The organism is Streptomyces sp. NBC_00690 (assembly GCF_036226685.1).
GTDB lineage: Bacteria > Actinomycetota > Actinomycetes > Streptomycetales > Streptomycetaceae > Streptomyces.
Genome location: NZ_CP109010.1, coordinates 14,219 through 34,644 on the forward strand (window position 1 = coordinate 14,219; position 20,426 = coordinate 34,644).

Genomic DNA, 20,426 nt, shown 5'->3' on the forward strand with positions numbered 1-20,426 from the left:
GTGGCTGGTCGCAGACTGGCAGCACCGTCGGCACGCATCCCTGCGTCATCCTCTGGCCCCGAAACTCGCGGTGTCGCCGAACGAGATGTGGGCCGCGCTGGTCGGCGTGACCGGCTATGTGCCGGTGCTGCTCAGCGAAGAGGACTATGTCGAGCTCATGCCGGTCAAGCGGGTGGGCATCAACGATTACGGCATCCGCTTCGACTATCGCACCTACGACCATGAGGTCCTCAACCCGCACCGCGGGTTCCAGTCGACGGCCCCGGACGGGATGTGGGAGGTGCACCACAACCCTTATGACCCCCAGCAGATCTGGGTGCGGCTGCCTGGCGGCTGGGAGGAGGTGCCCTGGATCCACAAGGAGCGAGTAAGCCTGCCCTTCACCGACTTCACCTGGCGGCACATCCGCGCGACCGTCGAGCGCCGCGGCGATCGCGATGAGCACGAGCAACAGCTCGCCCAGGCCCTGGACCGTCTCCTGCGGCGGGCCGGTAACGGGGAAGGCACCCGCCGCGAGCGGACCGTCGCGGCACGCGCCAGCGCCGCAGCCTCCCTCGCCGGGCCCGCCCCAAACCAGCAGGAGCCGTCCGTCCCTCTCACCGCCCCGACCCTCTCCTACGGCCTGGTCGGCGCCTTCACCCCAGCGGATCTGGATGAGCCCGACGACGAAGAGTTCGAGGACGGCTGGGACGAGGACGAAGACCCGCTCGGCACATCAGACGATGCCGGCGGCGGCCCCGCCGGAGACGAGCAGCCATCCGGGCGGGCCTCAGTCCTTCGCCCGTCGCGGATCTACGATGCCCGCCAGGAGGCAACCCAGTGGTAGCAGTCCCCGAGGCCGGTCCCGTCCCGGACGAGGAGCAGCAGATGGCGGCCAGGCAGCCGTCACTGAGACATCCGACGTCGAGATCGACTATTTGGAGCCTGTCTACCGAGAGCTCGGCGTGGTTCTCAGCGATCAGGTCCGCCGCCGGTTCGAGGACGTGAAGACCTTCCACCACTCGGTCGTCCGCAACCGCCGGCGCTTCCTGGAAGAGGAGATCACCGAACTCACTGAACGGCTCCATGCGCGCCGTGCCGAGCGGGCACGCCTGGGCGAAGACCAGGCACGGCTCCTTCGAGACCTCGCTGAGGGCGGAGCCCTGGAGGCCCTCACAGCACTGCAGACGGCTCTCGGACGCGAAGAGGCCGCACTCCAAGCACTGCGCCACCGTTTCGAAGCGGCACAGACACTCGAAGCGAGCGCACGGCAGATCACCGCGAAGAGTGTGGAGCTGCAACAGGCGGTTGACACCGACCTCCAAGAACGCCGCCAGCAGACAGACGAAGCGATCCTGCTGTTCTCTCACTACGCCCAGCGGCTCTACGGGCAAGGGCGCGAGGCATACCTCGCCATTGAGGCTGGTCGTAACAGCCTGACGATCACCCCGCGCATCGACAGCGACGGCAGCCGGGGCATCGGCAACATGGTCATCTTCTGCTTCGACCTGACCCTCGCCGTCCTGGCGCACCGACACGGTCGCGGCCCGGACTTCCTCGTCCACGACAGCCACCTCTACGACGGCGTCGACGACCGGCAGGTCGCCGCCGCCCTGAAGCTCGCTGCGGAAGTCACCGAGGAGGAGAACCTGCAGTACATCGTCACCATCAACACCGACAGCCTGGGAATGGCCTCACACCGCGGATTCAACCCCGAGCCCTACATCCGCAGCCCCCGCCTGACCGACGAACACGAAACCGGCGGACTCTTCGGGTTCCGCTTCAAAACCGCAGGCAAGAAGTAGCGCGCCACAGTGCAGGACAGCAGGAGCTGAGAATGCGGTGGGCGCCGCCCCGCCATCGGCACTCAGGCTCTTGCAGCCGACCCCGGCCCTTTCCGTGCCGAAGATGTCGAAACCGGTAGGCCCGCGCGGGCTCAGGGGGGCGGGATGGTGAGCCGGGCGGCCAACTGGGTCCGCCGGGAGACGCGGAGTTTCCGGTAGGCACTCGTCAAATGGCTCTCGACCGTACGGCGCGCCAGCTCCAGAGCAGCACCGATCTGGCTGTTGGTCAGCCCTTGGACAGCGAGGTCAACCACCCGTCGCTCCGCCGCGGAGAGCCGATCGCAGCATGCGCCGTCGTCGTGGCCCTTGCGGGTTCCCGCCGACCTCAGGTCGTGGCCGATGTCGGCTACCAGGCGCGGTACCCGGGGTTCCGCGCAGAGTGCGGCCCTTGGGGACTCGGGGGCGAGCCGCTGGGCCAGGTGCATGGCCTCACGGAGGCTGGTGCGTGCCTTGCGGTGCTGGCCGGCGGCCGCTTGCGCCCGGCCGAGGTCGGCCAGCGCCTCGATCAGCTCGACCACGGCCGGTGCCGCGCGCAGCGACTCCACGGCTTCCGTGAGAAGACCCAAGCCCCTGGTTCCCCCGGTCGCCACGGCCAGCGCCCGCAGCGCGACTCCGATGACACGGGGGGTGCCCCAGACATGGGCGTACCGCAAGTTCTCCTCCGCCAGTGCAACCGCCTCGGTGTACCGGCCGAGTCGGGCGAGGGCGATGGCCGCGCCGGATCGCCACGGCTGGCTGACGGGGATCACAAAGCCGCGGGCGGTCAGCCGGGCGCCGCACTCCTGATAGTTGTCGAGCGCTTCCGCCCAGCGGCCCGCGGACGCGTGCATGCGGGCGCGGGCCCAGCGGACCTCTTCCCACCCCCAGGACGCGGACGCGGGCTCCGGGCCGAGTGCCGTGAGCTGCTGCTGGGCCTTCTCGCCGTGTCCGAGCTCGTGCCAGGCCAGGGCCACCATGGCGTGCAGATAGGGCAGTTGGACGGCCCGGCTCCGTGCGGCCTCCATGAGTGGAGTGTTCTCGCTGATGAGCCGCTGGAAGTGTCCTCTCCGGAGATCGACGGTGGCTCGGGTGGTGAGCAGGTACTGGGTTCCGATATGGGTGAAGTCCGGGGGCTCGGGAGGCGGGGGCAGCTCCTGTTCGACGAGGGATCTGGCCTCGTCAAGGTGATCGGCCCACTCCAGCAGCGAGGCCGCGGCGATCCGCCAGCCCGCGCGCAGCTCCGGTTCAATGGGGGTGCTGATACGGGAGGTGATCCGGGCGACGGTCGTGGCCGCATCGAGTTTCCCCGTCCCCGCCTCGTGCAGGGTGACCAGGGCATACACCGGTGGTTCCACGGTGCTGGGGGCCGTGTTGAGCAGGGTGCGCATCTCGGTGGCCGTGCTGTGCCACTCCCGGCCCTCATGGTTGGAGATCCCGGCGACGGTGATCCGGACCGCTACGCTCAGCCGCTGGTCGGCGAGCCTGCCGCCCGCTTCTTCCATCACTCGGATCGCCGTACGGGTGCGGCCCTGTGCGGCGAGTACCCCGCTGAGGGCGGAGGCGATCGCGTACGGGTCGTGGCAATCGGCGCGCTGTAGACCTCCGTGGAGGCGGCGGATGCCGGCCTCGGTGGACCGCAGTGTCTCCAGAGCCGCCAGACGCAGGCAGATCTCGCTGTGCCCGGCGGGACCCACAGGCCCCGACAGGGCTCGCTGCAACAGCCGCGCGGCCCGCTCCGTATGACCCGAGTGGAGCGCCTGCTCGGCGGCGTCCTCCAGGGCGTGCGTCATCCATTTTTCGTCTATCCGCCCCAGCCGCAGCAGATGGTCGGCGATCTCTGGAGCGGGTACGCCGCGCTCGTAGAGAGCGTGGGCCAGGCGTCGGCGGAACACTTCGCGTACGGCGGGGTCGGCGGCACCGATGACGGCTTCACGGGCGGCCGGGTGTCCGAGCATCCGCAGCATCGGAGTGACAAGACGCGCCTCGGCCCGTTCGTCCGGCGGGAGGCCGGCCACCTCGTGGAGAAGTGCGGGATCGGACGCCCGCCGGGTACCAGCGAGTGCCATCGCCAGGGCGAGCGGGTGACGGGCCGGTGTGTCGGAGGAGTTCAGCCACTGGGGGAGAGCGTCGCGGAAGCGGGGGCCGGGGAAACCGGCCGGGGAGTGCGGCAGCGCTCCTTCGGGGAGGTCGGCGAGTAGCGCGTGCAGCAGCATCGGGTTGCCTGTGCTCATCGCGGCGTACCAGTCGGCTGCCTCCTCGCTGACGCCCCGCGCAGCGAGCAGCTGTATGAGGGAGTCGGAGCCGAGGGAGGGGAGGGGGATCTCCTCGCCGGTCGTCTCGCACAGTCTTCCCCCGTCACCGGGGATCCGGCCTCCTCCCGGTCCGGCCGAGGCTCCCGTACCGGTGAGGACCAGCAGCGCCGGGACATCCGCCAGTCGGCGGGTGAGATGGCACAGCCACCGGCGCGACGGCCCGTCGACGAAGTCCAGACCGTCCACCGCCAGCAGCACCGGTCGCCGGGCGGCATCCGTGGCGAGACCGTCCATGAATCGGTGGAGTATCCGCTGCTCCTCCGCTTCCTCCGGTGCATCGAAGGGCAAGGGCCCGTACGGGGGTAAGAGTTGCCGTATCGTCGCATATGCGAAACGGGACTCCTCCGGTGCGGCACGGGCCCGCAGGAGCCGGAGCGTGCCTTCCGTCGTCTCCCGCCGCACGATCTCCTCAAGCAGCGCGCTGCGCCCCGATCCCGTTTCCCCGCGCAGCAGCAGCCAGCGGCCCCGGCCGGAGCGTGCCGACGAGGCACCGCGCGCCGCCGCCGCGAGTGCCCCGGCCCGCTCGAATAACAACTCGGACATGCGCCCTCCCCAGAGAAACTTGCTCGAACCACCTTTCCCATCCGTAGCGGGTCTCACTCCGGGTTCGTGGTTTTCCACGATGCCCTGACCACGGAGTTTCGGAAGGATGACGGGCACGCCACCGGCAACTGCCTGCCAGAGCGCTCCGATATGCGCTGTCGTGTCCGAACACCCGGGAACTCGGAAATCGACGCCGCAAGGGAGTTGCGTGTCCGGCACCACGAAGGCCCCTCCCCCGCCCGTACTTCGCGTCCGCACGGCAGGGACAGCCCGTCCCGTCCCTCCGTAGCGGCTCCCCTCTCCAGCCCGGGAGAGCCTGTACGCCTCCCGGACGAAAGGGGCCTGGAGCGGCACCGTGGCAGGGGCTTCGCCGAGCCCCCTCGGGAGACGGCACCCGCCCCTACCGCGTGCGCACCGGCCCGTTGGACCCGTGCGCATCTCTCTCCCGGCATCCGCCATGCCATGCACTCGTACAAGTTGATGAAAGGTGAAGAGTTGACCAGAGGACTCCTTACGCAAAGATGCCTTGCCCGCCTGGCCGAGGTGCTCCGCCCCGCTTCCGGACGAAGACGGCTCCCTAGACCGCCCGCGCTGGCCGCAACGCCCCGTGCGATACCCACCCCGCCGGGGATGTGCCGCGCACCGGGGGCCGTTCGCTCCCGGCGCGCCGTCGCCCATGCGCTGGCCGTGACAATGACAGCGGGGCTGCTGACCACCGGGGTGTTCACCGCCGGTATCGGTGCCGCCGCCGCGGCCCCGGGCGAACCGATCACCAACTCTCTCGTCTATCTGCAAAACCTCCAGAGCGGTCACCAGATCAGCGGCCAGGACGACGGCGTCAGATCGACCGCGCCCAAGGGCAACGAGGACCATCAACAGGTACAGCTGGAGCTGGTCTCCACCGGCGTCTACCGGATCAAGGTGCCGTCCCAGGCCGATCGCTGTGTCACCAGGAACGGCTCCGCTTCCCCTGCTATCACCCTCCAGAGCTGCGGTGGTACCGCGAGCGAGTGGCGTTTCCAGTGGCTCGCCGGTGACCGCTACCGCATCACCGAGCCGGGCACCGCTTCACATCTGACCGGGGCGCCGGGCGACACTCTCAGCCTCACCGGCGCGAAGACGGACGCAGAGAGCTGGTACGTCACTCCCCTCGATCCGCCGCGCTCACCCATGCCGGCCGATCCCACCTTCGATCAGATGACATTCCTCACCACCCACAACTCCTACAACAACAACTTCGACGACAACGGTGTGACGGTGTTCGCAAATCAGCCGTTCTCCATGAAGCAGCAGCTGGACTCGGGCGTTCGCGCCCTCATGCTCGATGTCTGGGACTACAGCGGAGTGGCCTACCTCTGCCACGATGCGGTTTGCTTCATGTCGAACCAGACACTCAACAGCGGTCTGAACACGATCGCCACCTGGCTCGCGGCCAACCCCAACGAGGTGCTGACGGTCTTCATCGAGGACTACCTCCCGGCAACGCTCCTCCAACAGGAACTCGCCGCGGTCCCGGCGCTGGCCGGGCTGATCTTCAACCCGAGAACCCAGGGCGTTCAGACTCAGGGCTGGCCCAAGGTCTCATCGATGGTCACCCAGAACAAACGGCTGCTGATCTTCTCCGACAGGCCGGGTCGCGAGGATTTCGGAGTCATGTTCGGTCAGGACTGGACGGTGGAGAACCACTGGTCCATGGGTCCGCCGGCCGAAACCTCCGACTGGACCTGCAACACCCGCTGGGGAAATGTTCCGCTTCTCAAGGAGGAGGGGAAGTTCCGCCGGCTCTTCGTCATGAACCACTTCAGGCGAGAGACGCTCGCGCATGTCGCCGAGACCGACAATGAGAAGCTTCAGGACCGCGCCGAGCGCTTCTGCCGTCCGGCCGCACGGAAGAAGCCGAACTTCCTGGCCATCGACCACCACAGGCCGCCCGCCAACAGCCCCGCGCGACTTGCCGTCAACTCCCTCAACACCTACACCTACGCCAGTGACACCCCTGGATACGGAGGTACACCAGGAGACAGTGTGACCCCCGACTGGCGGGTCAACCGGCTCGCTGTGATGCCGCTGGGCGACTCGATCACCCAGGGCGTCGGAGGCACCGGCGACGGCGACAGCTACCGCAAAGCGCTGCGCCAGCGACTGACGACCGAGGGGAACGCGGGTGTTCTGGACTTCGTCGGATCGCTCCAGCACGGCACATCTCCCGACCGTGACCACGAAGGCCACTCGGGCTATCTGATCGAACAGCTGGCAGCGGGCATCGAGCCATGGCTGGTGACGGCCAAACCGAATGTGGTGACCCTCCACGCCGGCAGCAATGACATCAACCGGAACCACAACGCGGCCACCGCACCCGCGAGGCTGGCCGGCCTGATCGACCAGATCCTGACCGCCGCACCCGACATCACCGTGCTGGTCGCCACCCTGGTACCCAACAGCAGGACTGGGGCACAGGCCCGCGTCGACGCCTTCAACAACGCGCTGCCCCAGCTGGTGGACGACCGCCGGGCCAAGGGCCACAAGGTCGGCCTAGTGCGCTTCGACACCCTCGACAACGGAGACCTTCAAGACGGTCTCCACCCCAACGACAGCGGCTACGCGAAGATGGCCACCGCCTTCTACGGCGGGCTGGCCAGAGCCGCCACGGACAGCTGGATCACCGAGAATGTGAACATCCAGCCCGCACCGGGCCGGATCTCCTATGACTGCGACGCCGACGTCAACGCTGATGGTAGGGCGGACTATCTGGTGGTGGGTGCGAACGGGAGTGTCCGAGCACACCTCAACACCAACGGGGCCGGCGGCTGGAACAACATCGGCACCATCGCCACCGGCTCGACCGACAACTCATGGAACGGCGAGCAGGTCCGCTTCGCCGACATCAACGGCGATTGCAGGACCGACTATCTGGTGGTGGGTGCGAACGGGAGTGTCCGAGCACACCTCAACACCAACGGGGCCGGCGGCTGGAACAACATCGGCACCATCGCCACCGGCTCCAACAACAACTCATGGAACGGCGGCCAAGTCCGCTTCGCCGACATCAACGCCGACGGCAAAGCGGACTACCTCGTGGTCGGCGCCAACGGCAGCGTCCGAGCACACCTCAACACCAACGGGATCGGCGGCTGGAACAACATCGGCACCATCGCCACCGGCTCCAACAACAACTCATGGAACGGCGGCCAAGTCCGCTTCGCCGACATCAACGCCGACGGCAAAGCGGACTACCTCGTGGTCGGCGCCAACGGCAGCGTCCGAGCACACCTCAACACCAACGGGATCGGCGGCTGGAACAACATCGGCACCATCGCCACCGGCTCCAACAACAACTCATGGAACGGCGGCCAAGTCCGCTTCGCCGACATCAACGCCGACGGCAAAGCGGACTACCTCGTGGTCGGCGCCAACGGCAGCGTCCGAGCACACCTCAACACCAACGGGATCGGCGGCTGGAACAACATCGGCACCATCGCCACCGGCTCGACCGACAACTCATGGAACGGCGGCCAAGTCCGCATCGGTACCTGACCCTCGACCCGGGCGGTCACTTCGGCCTCGGAGTCCGTCCGGCACCGTTGTGCATGACCGCCCACTACGTCGAAGCAACTGATCGTCCCGACACCGGCAGGACAGAGATCCGGCCCGCCGCAACAGCGCGATCCAGCCGCGCGGGCCGGACTTCACCGGATGCCAGACGAGCTGAACCCGATCGCTGAGGGCTCCCGCCGAAAGGTGGGAGCCCTCAGCTGCCCGGCCGGGTCCCCCTTGCGGGGGCGGTCGCGTGACGGGGACGTACCGGAAAGCAGTGGCGCAGCTGAGGGGCCTCCGCGGGCAGGTGGGGTGCTGTTGACGATGACGTTCCGTGAGGACCGCGAGATTCCCGGGGTCTCGTGTCAGAGCGACCACTGCGTCCAGAGGGGGCAATCGCTCGCCGATACGGCGGGCGGTGGTCAACCGCGTGACAAGTCGATCACTCCTGTGCGTTACGGCGATGTTCAGTCACGGGGGCGGTGACACCCGTCAGTACACAGCGGGGCGCGCAACGACGAGGTGCCTCAAACGTTCCATCTGCGCCATTTCAACGAATGATCTGAAAATTGATCCGTTTGGCGTCCGGTCTTTCCTCCGATGATGCGAGTGCACCATCCCTAGCAAGAAAGGAAGGCTCTATGCCCGAGTGGATCAAGATCTCAGGCGGTCTCACGGCGATCACTGCCGGCTCGCGGACCAATGTGTGGGGCGTGAACTCCAACGGCAACATCTACCGGTTCTCCGGCAACGACGCCGGGGATCCGAGCCCCTGGGTTCCGATTCCGGGCTCGCTGTCCGACATCGGCGCAGGGGCCGACGGCACCGTGTGGGGCGTCAACAGCGGCGGCAACATCTACCGCTACGCCGGCGACCAGAACATCCAGGGCTCCTCACGCTGGGTCCAGATCCGCGGCTCCCTCACCCGCATCGCTGCCGGTTCGCGGACCAACGTGTGGGGCGTGAACTCCAACGGCAACATCTACAAGTTCTCCGGCAACGACGCCGGCGACCCCAGTGCGTGGGTTCCGATTCCGGGCTCGCTGTCCGACATCGGCGCCGGCGCCGACGGCACCGTCTGGGGCGTCAACAGCGGCGGCAACATCTACCGCTACGCCGGCGACCAGAACATCCAAGGCTCCTCACGCTGGGTCCACATCCGCGGCAACCTCACCCGCATCGCCGTCGGCTCGCGGACCAACGTGTGGGGCGTGAACTCCAACGGCAACATCTACAAGTTCTCCGGCAACGACGCCGGCGACCCCAGCCCCTGGGTCCAGATCCCCGGCGAAGCCGTCGATATCGGTGCTGCCTCCGACGGCACCGTCTGGCACGTCAACAGCGCCGGCGACATCTACCGCTACGCCGGCGACCAGCCGGGTTAGGCCTAGACACACGCCGATGGGGTGCCCCGAACATGACAGCCCGGCACCCCATGCGGCTTTCACCCCGTCCCGGCCAGACGGCCTGCCACCGGTGACGGCAGACATCCGCCCGGCCCGCACCACGTGGGGATTCCCGCGTCGCTGAACAGGTCTTTCTCGCGAGCCGGTACGCAGATTTCTCAGCAAGTTCGCTATCGCTGCGTGTAGACCGTGCTCTGCCACCAGGAGATTCGTCTCCCTCCCGCTCGGGCATCTCAGCGAGAATTCACCTGGGCGACGAAGCGAGAGTCAGCACGCGCCGGAGGCCGGGATGGTGTGGGAACCCGGCGAGGAGGCGTAGGAGAGCAAGCTCGCCGCGCTCCGCTCGTGTCGGCGGGCGACCGGGCATCTCGCGCCGAGGCAGGACGCGGTGTGGGGCGAGGGCGAGGCGATGGTGCCCATCGGGCAGCACCTCGCCAACCTGCGCCGGAAAGGCGGCTTGGGGAAGAACACCGAGCGGGCCACCATGCGCGCGCAGCAGCTCACCGCGATCGATGAGGACTGGGACTGCCCCTGGCCGCTGAACTGGCAACGCCACTACCGCGTCCTCGCCGACCTCGTCGACGCCAACGGCCACTCCCCCCACATCCAACCCGGCGTCCACTTCGACAGCGACGACATCGGCGCCTGGCGCTGGCGACAACAAGAACCAGGCACCTGGAAGCAGCTGTCGCCCGAGCAGCAGGAGCGGTTGACCGCGCTGGGCGTGCAGCCCGGTGGGGTTCCGACTCCCACCCCAGCAGCAGGCAGCGCGGCGAAGGGGTCGAGCAAGGCTCAGCAGGCGTTCCAACGGGGCCTCACAGCCCTCGCACAGTGGGTGGAACGGGAGGGCACAGGCCGGCCGGTGTCGAGGGGACACGCTGAACCGATCGCGGTCGACGGTGAGACGGAACCGGTGATCGTCAAACTAGGCGTATGGACATCGAATGTTCGTTCCAGGAGGGACAAGCTCACCCCGGAGCAGTTGGACGCGCTGCGGGAGTTGGGCATCGAATGGGCGTGACACAGCATCCAACCGGTCGTTGAACCGGACGGTCCAGCGAAGTGCACACCGGACCCCGGGCCTCTTGAAGGCTCGAGGTCCGGTCCTGTGGCCCATGGTTCGGCGGATGTTCTGGCAGGTCAGAGGTGCAATGCGGACTCTGCTGCACCCTCGGCGTGACCCGACCCGCCGAACACGCCACCACCAGCACAAACACAGCAACCTGACATGCCGTCACTGACATGACTCCACTGACACCAAACCGAGAGATCGCATCCAGCACCACTACGCCGGAACCGGCATCAGGCTGGGGCACCGCCAGCGGCGCGTTGCGACGCCCAGGGCCGCAAGAGCGTGTGAACCGTGCGCACGCCGGACGGGACGGAGAGCGTCGATCGCTGTGCACGGCCAGGGCCAGGACAGACCCTGGGACACCGCTTCGGGCCCTGGCCGTGCGGAAGGGCGTTAGAAGAGGGTCTCGCCGGAGGGGTAGCCGTAGCCAGCTTGGACTCGGGTGGCGAAGGCCGCGGTGCCGTTGAGCGCGCCTAGCCCGGCGTAGTACCACATGTTGCCGTTGGTGTCGCGCGCCAGGAGGTCGGACTTGCCGTCCCCATTCACATCGCCGGGGGCCGTGAAGTCGTCGTACTGGTTCCAGCTCCAGCCGATCTGGACACGGGGCTTGAACGTGTTGTTGGGGCCAGTCTCGTAGAGGTAGAGGAGTCCGGCGGGGGTGCGGGTCACGAGGTCGGGGGTGCCGTCACCGGTGATGTCACCGGGAGCCACGATCTTGTTGTAGTCGGACCACGACTCGGCACCGGGAGTGGGGATGTCGGTGCTGTTCCCCGGGCTGCCGTCGGACAGGAGGGAGATGCGCGTCAGCGTGCCGCCGGTGACCCGGACCACCAGATCGCGGCCCCCGTCGCCGTTCATGTCCGGGCTCACGGCCATCATGTTGACGGTGTTGGGCCAGGACGCGGTGGGGGCGAGGGCGCGGGGCCAGCGGAAGAATGTCTCGGTCGGGTCTCCGGGGAAGAAGCGGAGGCTGCCCGTGTTGTCGATGGCGTAGAGATCCTCGGTGCCGTCGCCGTCCGTGTCCCCTGCGCGGGCAAGATGACGCATGGAGGTCCAGTCGGCGTTCCAAGCCGCGCCCACCTTGCAGTAGAGCGCGTGGAGCATCATCTGGGAGTGGCCGCCGAAGTGGCGGTACAGGTTGCCGTCGGCGCCGCGGCGGAGGAGGTCGGCCTTGCCGTCGGCGGGGTTGTTGCAGTGTGACCAGGTCGCGGCGCCGCGATAGGGATAGTGATCCGAGAAGGCGTTGCGGGGCAGCGCATCCGCGGCGACGTTCTTAAAGTGGTCCTTGCTCACGAAGATGTAGTCGTACTTGGACTCCGTGTTGGCGAGCGGCTTGAGGACGGTGTAGGCGCCGGAGCGACAGTGCGCGGCGGGCCGTGGTTGCAGGGACCGCTGCTCCCGGCCGGTGCCGCCGCAGGCGGGTTATCGGACGGGAGCGTCCGGTTCGTGGCCGCCGGGCGGGCAGCGCTGCTGCGTGGGCGCGGGCATTGGCCCCGTGCCGCAGTAGTGTCTGTCGGTTCAGGTGGTGTAGGTGAGGCTGACGCAGCCTCCGTTGCCGTCGTTTCCGTCCGTGCCTGCTGCGGTGCCGCCGTTGCCGCCGGTTCCGCCGTTGCCGCTGCCGGTGGGGCAGAACAGGGTGGCGGGTCTGCCGCCTGTTCCTCCCGTGCCGCCTCCGTTGCCGTCGGTTCCGCGGGTGCCTTCCTCGCCGGGGGTGAGGGTGCGGCCGGTGCCCTGGCACTGGGAGAGTTGCTCGGCGGCGGCGGTGCCGCCGAGGCCGCCGCCGCCGAGGAGGCCGGGCAGGCCGAGGACGGGCGCGGTGGCGGGGCCGCCGCCGAGGCCGCCGCCGGGCGGGACGGTGATCGCGCGCGGGAGGAGTTCGGTGTCGGCGGTGATGGACGCCGGTTCGCCGAGTCCGCCGGGGGTGGCTCCGAGGAGGGTGGTGGTGCCGCCTTCGCCTCCCTCGCCGGGCCGGATGGTCAGGATCTGGCCGGGGGTGACCGTGAGGACGCATTCCAGGCGCGGTCCGCCGGCCCCGCCTCCGCCCCCGCCGCCGGTGAAGCCGCCTGTTCCGCGTCCGCCGGCCCCGCCTCCGCCGCCGGGGCCGATCAGCGTGGCCGTCAGGGTGGTGACATTGGCCGGGACGGTGAATGTCCCGTTGGTCCCGAAGACCCTGACGTTGATGGCGCGGCTCTGGGCTGCGGCGGGCTGCGGTGCCAGAGCCGTCATCGCCAGACAGGACAGAGCTGTCACGGCGAGGGACGAGCGGCGGACGCGGCCGCGGAAGGAGACCTGGGTGGCGGGTGTGTGATGTGCGCTCATGCACTCACGATGAAGCCCCGGGCCCGGCGCCGCGCACCGTGGCGGCACATGGGGGACCGCTGATCGTGGACCAGTCAGCCGGGGTCCGTCGGTGCCGGGCCGGGGCGGGGTTCAGTTGCCGTAGGTGATGGCGATGCATCCGGCGTGTCCCAGCCCGCCGTGTTCGCCCCTGGTGCCGCCCTCGGGAACGCCGCTGCCGCCCCGCCCGCCGTCACCTCCCCGGCCGGTGTCGGGCAGGCACTCCTCGGGCACCGGCCCGCCCGGCGCGCCGCCCACCCCGCCCCGGCCGCCCCCGCCGTAGGACTCACCACTACTGCCCGTCTCGCCCTTGCCTCCGTCCGTGCGATAGGCGCCCTGCTCGCAGTACGGGATGAGGCTGCTCCCCCCGCCACCGCCGGGGCCCGCGTGGCCGGTGGCACCGCCATACGGGGCGTGCGCGGGCCCGCCGCCCTGCCCGGCCAGCACTTCGGCCGAGATGGCGATGTAGGAGTTGTAGTCCTCGGGGTCGCCGTCGGTGCGGCGGATGATGGACGGCGCCCCTTCGCCGTAGGTGTAGCGGTTGCCGTTCACGAGGACCCGGTCGCCTCCCGCGCCGGGGATTGCGGTGAGCCGGTCGCCCGGGGCGATCCTGATGGTGCAGTTCATCCTGCCGCCCCCTCCGCCGCCGCCCCCGCCGCCCCCGCCGTGGAAATTGCCCCTGCCGCCGTCACCGCCCATGCTCCCGCCGGAGATCAGGACGAGAGCGAGGCGGGTGACTCCCTCCGGCACCGTGAACACCCCCTCTTCGGTGAACACCTGCGTCGACACCACACGGGACACGGGTGCCACCGGCACGGCAGCACCGGCGGGTACGGCCGCTCCCACGGTCATCACCAGCGCTCCTCCCGCCGCCGCCAGCACCAGCCCCCGCCCGCGAGGGGAAGAAGCAGAGTCAGAGGAACGGGGAGGGCGGGGGGCGCGGGTCCTGCGGTAGGGGTTCATGCCCTCACGGTGAACACACCGGTCGCCGGGGGCGGCACACGACACGCAGGCGGGTGGCCGTGGTATACCCGTACAGGCTAGGCGGGCCATCCGCCAGGGGCAGCCGGTGCGCTCTCGGGAGGTCCCGGAGCCGCCGGGTGCACGCATGCTCCCGTCGCCCTCCCGCTTCTGCGGGTGCCGGCGCGCACGAGGCTCGGCAGACCTTCCCCGCCACCGGGCCGACAGACTTCGGCACAGCACGGCCGCACGACCGGCTGGGAGTGCAGACGGTCTGGAGTGGTGGTCAGGATCGTTTGGCGGGCGGGATGACGAACCGGGTGTAGAGCAGTTGCCGCAGGACGTCGTCGCCGCCTTCGATGAGGGAGGCGAAGCGCATGTCCCGCACGAGTTTACCGATGGGGGATTCATCGGTGTAGCCGTAGCCGCCGAACATTTCGGAGGCCTCGCAGGCGATGCGCCAGCCTGCCTGTCCGCAGAACATTTTCGCCACGACCGCCGATTTGAGGGCCCCTTGGCGCAGGAGGTGTGCCGGGGCGTCCGGGCGGGCGGCGATCTCGTCCTGCTCGCGGGCCGCTGTGCGGCACTGGTCGTGCATCACGGCGATCTGCATGTCGATCTGGCCCAGTTTGGCGGCGAAGACGTCGTTGCGGGCCAGGGGTGCGCCTTTGACGGTCTTGGTTTTGGCGTAGTCCATGCACAGGTCGCGGATCCGGCGGGCCAGGCCGACAGCGGTCGCGGCGATCAGGACCCGGCTGGTGTTCAGGCCGGCTTCCAGGATGCGCAGGCCGTGGCCTTCCAGGAGGTTCGCGGCGGGGACGCGGCAGTTGTCGAGGGTGACCTGGTAGGTGCCCGATGCGCGCAGGCCGATCACGTTCCAGCGTTTGTCCACCAGCAGTCCGGGGGTGTCCCCAGGGACGAGGACCGCGTGGTAGTCCTTCTCGTTGTCGGCGCTCCGGGCGATGACGATCACGAAGTGCGCGAATGCGGTGTTGGTGGAGAAGGCTTTGTGCCCGTCGAGGATGAGGGTGTCGCCCTCGCGGCGGACCGTGGTGGCGGTCCGGGACAGCTCGCTGCCGGCTTCGTGCTCGCTGGCGAGGGTCGCGGCGAACCCGTTTCCGGCCGCCAGCGCGGTGAGATAGCCGGTTTTGAGGTCGTCGCTGCCGTACAGGGCCAGGGCCGTGGTGGAGAGCAGGGAGATGAACAGGGCGAACGCCACCCCGGCGTCGCCGTAGGCGAGTTCGGCGACGATGTCGACGCTCACCTCCAGGCCCTTGCCGGCGCCTCCGTACTCCTTGGGCAGCCACCAGTTCGCGCAGCCGGTCTCGGCGAAGGCCTCGTACACGGGCATCGGAAGGGTGGTCAGGGAGTCGAGGTCGTGCTTCCCGCTCAGCAGTTCGGTCCGGACGAAATCCTTGACAGCTCGTAGGCAGTCGTCCTCCTGGGGCATGAGGGCTTCCTTCCGTGTTGTGGTTGGTCAGGGGGCGGCCAGGACGAGGACGGCGTTGTGGCCGCCGAATCCGAACGAGTTGGTGAGCGCGGTCCGGACCGGGACGGGGCGTTCGGTACGGGTGACGATGTCGGCATCGGCGTCGATGGTGGGTGTGATGTGCTCGGTGCCTGCTGTCGGGGGGATGACGCCGTCGCGGATGGCGAGGACCGTCAGGGCGGCTTCGATGGCTCCGGCCGCGCCGAGGCTGTGGCCGGTGACGCCTTTGGACGAGGTGACCGGGGGCCGGTGCGGAAACAGGCGGCCCAGGACCGCGGCTTCGATGCGGTCGTTGTCGGGGGTCGACGTGCCGTGGGCGTTGACGTGATCCACCTGCCGGGGCATGACCCCGGCGTCGGTGAGCGCGCAGAGGATCGCCGTTTGTGCTCCCTCTCCCCGCGGGTGCGGGGCCACGACGTGGAAGGCGTCGGTGGAAGCACCGTAGCCAAGGAGGCGGGCCAGCGGTCGCACTCCGCGGGCGGCCGCGTGATCGGCGCGTTCGAGGACGAGCGCGGCGGCGCCTTCCCCAATGACGAACCCGTCGCGGTCGGTGTCGAAAGGACGTGAGCCGCGGGGCGAGAGGGCACCGAGCTGGGTGAACCCGGCCACGGTCAGGCGGGAGATTCCCGCTTCGGCGCCGCAGGCCAGGGCCAGGTCGCAGCTGCCGGCGGCGAGCAGGTCCCGCGCCACCCCAATGGCGGTGGCCCCGGAGGCGCATGCCGTGGAGACGGTCAGCCCGGGGCCGGTGATGTGCAGTCGCAGGGCGATCTGCGCACCGGCCATGTTGATCAGGTAGCCGGGGTGGAAGTACGGGGACACGCTGCCCGCCCCGCCCTCGGCAAGGGAGGCAAGCGCGGTGTCCTGGGTGGTGAGGCCGCCGAGACCGGAGCCGACGACGACCGCCACCCGGCCGCCATCCCAGGACTGCGGGCCAAGGCCCGCGTGTTCGAGGGCCTCGGCGACGGCGGCCAGGGCGAACCGGGCGACGGGATCCAGATAGGCCGAACCCGCACCATGCAGAATCGGCCGGTCGCCCACCAGGTCGGGAACCCGGCACGACAGGGTAATGGGCAGGCCGGCCAGCGCCGGATCCGGCGCGGCGCTCGTACGTCCGGCGCGGATGGCGGACCAAGTGCTCTCGCGGTCACACCCGGCCGGGGTGACCATCCCGAGGCCGGTCACCACCACCTCCGTATCCGTGCGCGGGTGCGTCACGCCGGGCGCCGCCGCTCGTCGACCAGCGCCGCGAGCCCGGCCAGGGTCAGGCTCGCCGCCTCGTCATCGGTGAACTCCGCACCGGTCTCCGTTTTGATGATCACCCCGAGTTCGACGATCATGATGGAGTCCATTCCCACCTCTGCCAGCAATGCCCCGGGCTCGGCGCTGTCCGGCTCGATGTCGAACTTGTCGGTCAGGGTGGTGCGGATCAGGTCCATCGACGACGGCTGCTGGACGGGGGCCACGGTGACTCCTCAACTGGACGATCAGGACGGTGGGACCTGGGGGCGGGGCGGGCGGCGAACGGCAGGAACATCCGGCGCAGCGCCGCGGGGTCGGGGAGCCAGCCGGCAGCGGCGGGGGCCCGTAGGGCGGCGTCGGTACGCTCCCGGCCGAAGGCCGGGGTCGTGCGCAGGTAGGGGAGGAAGACCGACAGCATCTCGTGCAGCAGGCGGTCGTCCGGGCCCAGGGCGTCCTGATCACGGACGAACTCGGGTTCCATGCCGCCAGCGTTCCAGAAACAGGCCCGCACAAAGTCGCCGACCGTGGGCGGGGTGGGGTTGGTCAGATGGAAGATCCCGTGCGGCGGGCCCGACCGGCTGATCTCGAGCGCTTCCCGGACGACATGGTCGACGGGCACCAGATTCAGCGGCCCGTCCTCACGGACCAGCAACCGGTGCCTCTGCTGCTGTTGCGGGCCGCTGCCCGCGGAGCGGTGAAACGCCGCCACGAGCCGCTGAACGGTGCAGGCGCCGCTGGGGACACCGGGGTAGGCGAGCGTGCTGCTGTGCCCCACGATCGCGCTGGGCCGCAGAACCCGCACCGCGAAATCGCGGGCACCGAAGGCCAGTCGCTCCGCCGCGATCTTGCTGCGCTCGTACGGATTGCGTGCCCGTGGCACGGCAACCGGCTCCTCCCTGGTCATGCCCTGGGCCGATCCCGCCACGTAGGCGGTGCTGATCAGGTTGAAGACCTGCGTGCCCGCCCGGTCGGCCAGGGCCAGGGCGCGTCGCGTACCGGCCACGTTGGTCGCGAACGTCACGCGGCGCTCGCTCTCCCGAAAGCGCATGCACGCGGCCAAGTGCCAAAACTCCACCCGACCAGCGCCGGCTGGGGCCGGCAGTTCGAGGCCGCTCACCTCACGAGCCAGGTCGACACCCGGCACGACACGGATATGACGCAGCGCGCTTTCCACGACCTTCGGCGCGGTGCCATAGGCGCGGGCCGCCCGCCGCAGCGTGCGGTGCAGCCGGCTCTCCGCGTCACTGCGGTCGCCGCGAAGCAGGCAGACCACGTCCACATCGTCCAGGGCTGAGAGCTGCAGAATCAGTGCGGAGCCGACCAGGCCGGTCCCGCCGGTCACATAGTGGAGTGTCCTCACCCGCGCTCCCCTCTCCCCGGTTTCTGCGTGGTGGGCCGTGAGCTGCCCGTGCGGTGGCGGAACTCGCCGACGGCGATGACGCGGTCGGTGGCCAGGTCCTTGATGGTGATGGCCGTCTTCTCCAGTGCCTGGTCCTGGCGATGACGCGAGAGCCGCAGCCGCAGCCGCAGAGTGGAGTCCAGGTCGGCGTTTCCCAGGTAGCAGATACGGGCGTCCTCGACGACGCGGTCAAGGAAGGCTTGGTTGTCGCGTCCCTGGTCGCGCCAGTGCATGAGTTGGGCACTTTCGGCGATGGAGAAGAAGGAGGCGAAGTACACCAGCCCCGCGCCGTTCACGTCCCGGGTGAGATCCACCGGATGGTCCAGGTCCAGGCCGGGCGGGACGGGCTGCCACGGCTCGCTGTCCTGGTCCGGGAAGGAGTGCCGGCCGCGGACATCGGCGCACAGGGCACGCGGGGAATAGGCGGGTTCGATCTCTGGCAGGTGAGCTGAGGTGAAACCGGCGGGCGCGCTTTGCACCAGAGCGGCATTGGATCCGGCTGTGCTCCGGGAGAGCCAGACATTGAGGGTCTCCACGTAGAAGCAGTCGGCGCGTGGGGCCCGGTGCAACTCGGCCGGACCGAACGGCACAGCCTCCCCCGGCTCCTCGTCTTCGTCTTCGGCACGGCGGATCCTGTGCACGGTGAGCACCAGCAGCGGCCCGGCACGGTACACCTGCGAGACCACTTCCAGCCGGTCGCCGAATGTCAGCCGGCGCGGGTCGAAGTCGCCGGCTGAAGCGATCCGGAAGTAGCAGTACGCCAGGTAGGACGGCACGCCGCACGCGTCCCGGGCGCCGGCCACCTCGATCCCGCATGCGGCGCTGACCGCCTCCCAGGTCCAGTCCCCGACCCGGCCTGCCAGTGACTGGATCGGGCCGCACATTCCCGGCTGGACCGTTACCAGCCGGCGCAAACAGCCCGGGGCGATCACCTGCGGCACGGTGAAGCCGACACCAGCCAGTACAGGAGCAGGTTCGGGAGCGGCAGAGGCGGACACCTTCTCGGACAACGCACCACCCCGGCTCATCAGCGGAACTCACCGCCCCCGGGTTGGCAACGGATCCTCCGCCCCCGTGCCCCCGTGACACGGGACCACATCCCACCAGCCCCGGCAGCCGGACAGGGACAGGACACAGCCCCCCCCGGGCACGCATCATCCGAACAGCCCCGCATCCGCTGGGAAGACCGTTGCTCCGCCTCGGCCGGATTGCGGTCGGGCAAGGAGGGCGGACTGTGCGGAACCGCCGGCCCCCGTGCCGAGGCGGTGGGTGTCGGGTCAGGTGGTGCAGGTGAGGCTGATACGGCCACCGGACCCGTCGCCGCCGATGGTTCCGTCGGCGCGGGGGCCGCCGATGCAGCCGGCCCCGCGTTGTCACTGCCGTCCGTTCCGGGGCTGCCCTTCGTCCCGGGAGTGAAGATGCGGCCGCTGGTACCGCCGGCACGGGGAGAGCAGACCGGGCGACGCCGTGCCGCCCGCGCCCCCGTCACCGAGGCCCATACCGGGCGAACAGTACTGGGAAGGCAGGAAGAGTTCCGGGGCTCTTCCCGCGATCCCGCCGCCGGAAGGGGGCGACGATCGCGCGCGTGAGGGGTGAGGTGATCGCTCTGATGTAAGCCGTCCCGGCGGTCCCGCCATCTGCGGCGAAGAGGGAGACTGCTGGCGGTGCCGCCATCGCCTCCCGTTCGGAGCCCGATGTCCGGGCTGTGGCCGGGGCGACGGTCAAAGCGCATCCAGGCGCGGCCCGCCGACCCACCCTCCCCTCACTGGCTGCGGTAGGGGATCCTCCTGCTGATGTCGGTTGCCGGGTGTGGGTCGGTGGTTCACAGCCAGGGGCGCGGGCGTGCTGGACGATGAGCCGTTCGGTGACGCAGGGGTTCGATTTCGTCGGCGCCGTGTGCGCGGCAGCGTTGCAGGGCGTGGACGGTGACGGTGTACCAGGGGGCAGGGCAGTTTTCGTCCCGGTCCACCGCGATGACGGTGTGTGTGACGATGCCGTGGTGGGGCTCTCCCAGGATGCGGACCGGGGTTCCCCGGGGCAGGGACGCGTACTGGGTACGGGCGGCGATGCGAGGGCTGAGTCCGGCGAATTCCTGTCGGGACCTGGCCGTGTGGTCGTGGACCCGGTAGGCCTCGCTTCCGGTGCGGCGCAGGTGGACGAGGGCCTCGGCGAGCGCCCGGCGGTACATGCCCGAGCCCGGGTCGGGAAGGGTGCCCGCAGCGAGGAACAGGAGGTGTTCGAGGTCGAGCCGGGGTGTCCCGTCGAGTCGCCCCAGAATGTCACTCAGAGGGGCGGCGACGGGGACCCGTGTGGAGGGGGGCATGGTGTGTGCG

General features: G+C 69.4%; 13 protein-coding genes and 1 pseudogene. 4 read left to right on the plus strand and 10 right to left on the minus strand.

Going from position 1 to position 20,426, the window contains the following annotated elements; translation table 11 throughout:
- The first annotated feature begins 797 nt into the window (after positions 1-797).
- Positions 798-1,784 (plus strand): ABC-three component system protein, encoded by a 987-nt coding sequence (locus tag OID54_RS37620; protein WP_329011962.1) that lies wholly within the window; start codon positions 798-800, stop codon positions 1,782-1,784.
- 131 nt (positions 1,785-1,915) lie between these two features.
- Here the strand turns inward: OID54_RS37620 and OID54_RS37625 are convergent, their stop codons facing one another.
- Positions 1,916-4,657 (minus strand): helix-turn-helix transcriptional regulator, encoded by a 2,742-nt coding sequence (locus tag OID54_RS37625; protein ID WP_329011965.1) that lies wholly within the window; start codon positions 4,655-4,657, stop codon positions 1,916-1,918.
- A gap of 693 nt (positions 4,658-5,350) precedes the next feature.
- Between OID54_RS37625 and OID54_RS37630 the strand changes: the two genes are divergently transcribed.
- From OID54_RS37630 to OID54_RS37640, 3 genes and pseudogenes are all read left to right on the plus strand, one after another.
- On the plus strand, positions 5,351-8,191 hold the full coding sequence (locus OID54_RS37630; RefSeq protein WP_329027183.1) for an FG-GAP-like repeat-containing protein: 2,841 nt from the start codon (positions 5,351-5,353) through the stop codon (positions 8,189-8,191).
- A gap of 641 nt (positions 8,192-8,832) precedes the next feature.
- Positions 8,833-9,576 carry a tectonin domain-containing protein gene (locus tag OID54_RS37635; protein ID WP_329011968.1) on the plus strand — a complete coding sequence of 248 codons (744 nt, stop codon included), beginning with the start codon at positions 8,833-8,835 and terminating at the stop codon, positions 9,574-9,576.
- 274 nt (positions 9,577-9,850) lie between these two features.
- Positions 9,851-10,618, plus strand: a pseudogene (locus tag OID54_RS37640) (helicase associated domain-containing protein); the annotation flags it as partial.
- Positions 10,619-11,062: 444 nt separating this feature from the next.
- Here OID54_RS37640 and OID54_RS37645 read toward each other — a convergent pair.
- The 9 genes from OID54_RS37645 to OID54_RS37685 all read right to left on the minus strand — a co-directional run bounded on the left by OID54_RS37645 (position 11,063) and on the right by OID54_RS37685 (position 20,416).
- Positions 11,063-11,962, minus strand: coding sequence for an FG-GAP repeat domain-containing protein (locus tag OID54_RS37645; protein ID WP_329011971.1), 900 nt, complete (start codon positions 11,960-11,962; stop codon positions 11,063-11,065).
- A gap of 225 nt (positions 11,963-12,187) precedes the next feature.
- Positions 12,188-12,988: a glycine-rich domain-containing protein gene (locus tag OID54_RS37650; protein ID WP_329011974.1), complete on the minus strand. Its 801-nt coding sequence runs from the start codon at positions 12,986-12,988 to the stop codon at positions 12,188-12,190.
- 111 nt (positions 12,989-13,099) lie between these two features.
- On the minus strand, positions 13,100-13,858 hold the full coding sequence (locus OID54_RS37655; protein WP_329011977.1) for a hypothetical protein: 759 nt from the start codon (positions 13,856-13,858) through the stop codon (positions 13,100-13,102).
- A 394-nt stretch (positions 13,859-14,252) separates the two neighbouring features.
- Positions 14,253-15,416 (minus strand): acyl-CoA dehydrogenase family protein, encoded by a 1,164-nt coding sequence (locus OID54_RS37660; protein WP_329011980.1) that lies wholly within the window; start codon positions 15,414-15,416, stop codon positions 14,253-14,255.
- Positions 15,417-15,443: 27 nt separating this feature from the next.
- Positions 15,444-16,670, minus strand: coding sequence for a beta-ketoacyl-[acyl-carrier-protein] synthase family protein (locus OID54_RS37665; protein WP_329011984.1), 1,227 nt, complete (start codon positions 16,668-16,670; stop codon positions 15,444-15,446).
- On the minus strand, positions 16,667-16,918 hold the full coding sequence (locus tag OID54_RS37670) for an acyl carrier protein (RefSeq protein WP_329011987.1): 252 nt from the start codon (positions 16,916-16,918) through the stop codon (positions 16,667-16,669). The genes OID54_RS37665 and OID54_RS37670 overlap by 4 nt, the downstream gene beginning before the upstream one ends.
- Entirely contained in the window at positions 16,882-18,054 is a 1,173-nt protein-coding gene (locus tag OID54_RS37675; RefSeq protein WP_329011990.1) for an SDR family oxidoreductase, read from the minus strand. The genes OID54_RS37670 and OID54_RS37675 overlap by 37 nt, the downstream gene beginning before the upstream one ends.
- A complete protein-coding gene (locus OID54_RS37680) occupies positions 18,051-19,103 on the minus strand; it encodes an LnmK family bifunctional acyltransferase/decarboxylase (RefSeq protein ID WP_329011993.1) in 1,053 nt (350 codons plus the stop codon). The genes OID54_RS37675 and OID54_RS37680 overlap by 4 nt, the downstream gene beginning before the upstream one ends.
- A gap of 812 nt (positions 19,104-19,915) precedes the next feature.
- Complete coding sequence (locus tag OID54_RS37685) at positions 19,916-20,416, minus strand: hypothetical protein (protein WP_329011996.1); 501 nt, start codon at positions 20,414-20,416, stop codon at positions 19,916-19,918.
- Positions 20,417-20,426 lie beyond the last annotated feature (10 nt).

Coding starts and splice junctions, on each gene's coding strand:
- OID54_RS37620 (WP_329011962.1), top strand. CDS start 798: ATGCCCGCCAGGAGGCAACCCAGTGGTAGCAGTCCCCGAGGCCGGTCC.
- OID54_RS37625 (WP_329011965.1), bottom strand. CDS start 4,657: ATGTCCGAGTTGTTATTCGAGCGGGCCGGGGCACTCGCGGCGGCGGCG.
- OID54_RS37630 (WP_329027183.1), top strand. CDS start 5,351: ATGACAGCGGGGCTGCTGACCACCGGGGTGTTCACCGCCGGTATCGGT.
- OID54_RS37635 (WP_329011968.1), top strand. CDS start 8,833: ATGCCCGAGTGGATCAAGATCTCAGGCGGTCTCACGGCGATCACTGCC.
- OID54_RS37650 (WP_329011974.1), bottom strand. CDS start 12,988: ATGAGCGCACATCACACACCCGCCACCCAGGTCTCCTTCCGCGGCCGC.
- OID54_RS37655 (WP_329011977.1), bottom strand. CDS start 13,858: ATGACCGTGGGAGCGGCCGTACCCGCCGGTGCTGCCGTGCCGGTGGCA.
- OID54_RS37660 (WP_329011980.1), bottom strand. CDS start 15,416: ATGCCCCAGGAGGACGACTGCCTACGAGCTGTCAAGGATTTCGTCCGG.
- OID54_RS37685 (WP_329011996.1), bottom strand. CDS start 20,416: ATGCCCCCCTCCACACGGGTCCCCGTCGCCGCCCCTCTGAGTGACATT.